Here is a 2780-nt window from a genome sequence, read left to right on the forward strand (position 1 = left end):
GCCGTGCCGGTGGACGCGGCCCGTGACTACTCGTGTGAAGACGTGGATGTCACGATGCGCCTGCGTGCGTTGCTCGAGCCATTGCTCGCGTCGCACGAAATGCTGCCGTTGCTGCAGGAGATGGAGGTGCCGCTCGTGTCGGTGCTGGCCGACATGGAGTACGAGGGGATCGCCATTGACCTCGCGTGGTTTGAGAGCCTTAAGACACGCTTCAGGACCGAACGCGAAAAGGTGGAGCAGGCGATCTACGCGGAAGCGGGCGAGGAGTTCAACATCAACTCCAATCCCCGTTTGCGCGTGATTCTCTTCGAGAAGCTGGGGCTGCCGGTCAAGAAGAAGACGGCCACCGGCCCCAGCACCGATGCGAGCGTGCTGCAAGAGCTGGCGGAGGAAGGGCATACGCTGCCCACGCTGCTCATGGAGTATCGCGAGATCTTCAAGCTCGAGGGCACCTACATCGACTCGTTGCCGCGGCTCGTGCATCCGCGCGATCATCGCCTGCACACGAGCTACAACCAGACCGTAGCGGCCACGGGGCGGCTGTCGAGCAGCGACCCCAACCTGCAGAATATTCCGTCACGGCGGGAATTGGGGCGCGAAATTCGCCGCGGCTTCGTTCCGCGTGCGGGGTGGCGTCTGTTGAGCGCGGACTACTCGCAGATCGAATTGCGTCTACTCGCGCATCTCAGCGCGGATCCGGCGTTCGTGCAGGCGTTCAAGGCGGGCGGTGACATTCATAAGCAGACGGCCGCCATCATCTTCGGCGTGCCGCTCGCGGACGTGAACAGTGAAATGCGCGCGCGCGCGAAGACGATCAACTTCGCCACGATTTACGGACAGGGGGCGCATGCGCTCTCGCGCCAGCTGCGCATCACGCACGCCGAGGCGAAGGACTTCATCGACACCTACTTCGAACGCTTCGCCGGCGTGAAGAGCTTCCTCGACCGGTGTGTGGTGGAGGCGAAGCAGAAGGGGTACGTGGAGACGCTGTTCAAGCGCCGCCGCTACATCCCCGAGCTCAAGGAGCGGAACTTCAACATCCGGGCGTTCGGCGAACGGGTGGCGGCCAACGCGCCCATCCAGGGTTCGGCGGCGGACCTCATCAAGATCGCCATGATCCGCGTGCATGCGGCGCTGGCGACGGAAAAGCTCGCGGCCCGGATGCTGCTGCAGGTGCATGACGAACTGGTGTTCGAATTGCCGCCAGAGGAGGAGGGGGCGCTCAAGGCACTCGTGAAGCGGGAGATGGAGGGCGCCGCGACCCTGGATGTCCCGCTGCTCGTGGAAATGGGCCTCGGCACGGATTGGGTGGCGGCGAAGTCCTGAGCCGGGGCTCGTCGCGTCACCCAAGTGCTGAAGCCACAAAAACTTGCCTCGATTCGCGAACCCTCGGTGTCTTGCAGAGTGCACTGATTTGCCGGGCCTGCCAGAGTCACCGGCAATCTGGTTTTTGGAATGAAACTCCAAGTCGTTGCTGTAAAAGAACTTGGAATTCTTCATTATGGCGGCATCAGGTTTGCTGTATAGCCAGACGTCTGTCGGTGGACTTCCCCACCGGCCTTTCTGTCGGTTCCAGCCGTCCGGCGCTCGTGCCGGTTCAGTCCTGAGGCTTCCCATGCGATCCACCCGAAAGGGTTTCACGCTCATCGAACTGCTGATCGTCGTGGTGATCATCGGCATTCTTGCCGCGATCGCCATCCCGAAGTTCCAGAACACCAAGGGGAAGGCCTACGCGGCCACCATCAAGACCGACATCAAGAATTTGACGTCGATTCAGGAAGACTATTTCTATTTCAATGAGACCTACTCCAGCTCCCTGAGCCAGCTGCGCTTCGCCGGCACGGACGGGGTCACCATTACGATCGCTGAGGCGGATGGGCGTGGTTGGTCGGCTACGGCCACGCACCCGGCGTCGTATCCGCTAACTTGTGCGGTGTACTACGGCGATGCCGCGCCTTTGGCCCCAGCCACGAAGGAAGGGGTCATCGAGTGCCAATGACCTGATGAGCACCGTGGGGTGCTGACGGGACGCCGATCGCCTGACCCTCCGCAGGCTCCGCAACCCGTGCCTTCACTTCCGCCCATTGTGCAGGACCCAGACTCCCGCCGGCGCCACGCGCGCTTGCGGGATCTCAATTTTTCGGCTGGGTGCCGTGAGTTCGACAAACGCCGTGACGGGATGATTCACGCGATGGATGGCGGGCTGTGGTTGCATCGCCATGTCTGGAAGGGCGAACCGCTGGTGCATCTGGTGAGCACCGACCGCGCCCTCCTGGTGGCGTACGGCGAGGCGCTGGGTTTGGCCGAGAAGCGGCTGCAGTACAAGCCGCTCAAGGACCCGCGCACCGAGCAACGCCGCGAAGCCTGGCACTGGGACCTCGGCGGCCCGGTGTACCCTCCGTTCGACGACCGTCTCTTGGCGGCCGTCTCTGGAGAAAGGGGGAAAGGGGGGAACTGAAATTGGGAGAAAAGGGGAAAGGGAGAAAATGAGAGTGGCTTTGGTTGTTTGTGTCGTTTGTTCACGACAGCCAATCACAAGCGGGGCCGCGAACTCAGTCTCCTTTTCCCGTTTTCCCCTTTTCTCCCAATATCAGTTCCCCTCTTTCTCCGCTTCTCCCCCTAGGCCAACACCGCGCGCTCCAGGTCTCCCGCCTCGCGGCGGAGCGCGTCGGCCTCGGCAAGTAGCACCCGCTGCAACTCGGGTTCGCGGCGAAAGGTGAAGTAGGCGCGCATGCGGGCCCGTGCCCGTCGCGTGCGGTCACCGTAGCGCAGGTCGCTGC

The 2780-nt window shown here is 62.7% G+C and carries 3 protein-coding genes; all 3 read left to right on the top strand.

Annotated elements, in window-relative coordinates:
• Positions 1 to 1326: DNA polymerase I (gene polA / locus ACIQ6O_RS15935; protein ID WP_396208757.1), on the top strand; the 1326-nt coding region annotated here is incomplete at its 5' end.
• A 289-nt stretch (positions 1327 to 1615) separates the two neighbouring features.
• On the top strand, positions 1616 to 1999 hold the full coding sequence (locus ACIQ6O_RS15940) for a type IV pilin protein (protein ID WP_396208758.1): 384 nt from the start codon (positions 1616 to 1618) through the stop codon (positions 1997 to 1999).
• 180 nt (positions 2000 to 2179) lie between these two features.
• On the top strand, positions 2180 to 2458 hold the full coding sequence (locus ACIQ6O_RS15945) for a hypothetical protein (RefSeq protein ID WP_396208759.1): 279 nt from the start codon (positions 2180 to 2182) through the stop codon (positions 2456 to 2458).
• Positions 2459 to 2780: the final 322 nt, after the last annotated feature.

The sequence above is a fragment of the Gemmatimonas sp. genome (genome assembly GCF_044345575.1).
In the GTDB taxonomy this organism is placed as follows: Bacteria; Gemmatimonadota; Gemmatimonadetes; order Gemmatimonadales; family Gemmatimonadaceae; genus Gemmatimonas.